This is a genomic window from Pseudoflavonifractor capillosus (assembly GCF_016902575.1).
GTDB lineage: Bacteria > Bacillota > Clostridia > Oscillospirales > Oscillospiraceae > Enterenecus > Enterenecus capillosus_A.
In genome coordinates, this window is the sequence record NZ_JACSNZ010000127.1 from 1 (window position 1) to 462 (window position 462).

Sequence of the window (462 nt, forward strand, 5' to 3'; positions counted from 1 at the left end):
CGCGGCTATACCGACGGCTTCATCCAATGGTGCAAGCAGATCATTGGACTCTGCCTCACCGCCTTCCTGCAAGCCACCATCCTCATTGCAGGATTGATGGTATTCAAAGAAAATGCCCTTCTGGGTCTGGGACTGATGTTGTCCGCAGGGGAAATCCCACGCATCGCCGGAACCTTCGGTCTGGACACTACCACCAGAGCCAGCATTATGTCTGCGGTCTATACGGCCCAGGCTGCGGTCAATACCACCAGGACGGTGGTCCAGGCGGTGGCCAAATGAGTACACTGACCCTTGGTAGTTTATTTGATGGGATCGGCGGATTTCCTTTGGCCGCCGTCCATAACGGGATCATTCCTGTATGGGCCAGTGAAATCGAAGCCTTTCCCATAGAGGTGACCAAGCACCGATTCCCCGACATGATCCATGTGGGGGATATTACAAAGCTCCACGGTGCCGAGCTGC

Annotated in this window: 2 protein-coding genes; both read left to right on the forward strand. The window is 55.2% G+C overall.

Features of this window, described 5'->3' with window-relative positions; translation table 11 throughout:
• The coding region (locus H9X86_RS12180) for a conjugal transfer protein TrbL family protein (RefSeq protein WP_243416966.1) at nt 1-279 on the forward strand (279 nt) is incomplete at its 5' end.
• Nucleotides 276-462, forward strand: a 187-nt coding sequence (locus H9X86_RS12185) for a DNA cytosine methyltransferase (protein WP_204901756.1), incomplete at its 3' end; no start/stop codon positions are given. The genes H9X86_RS12180 and H9X86_RS12185, both read left to right, overlap by 4 nt.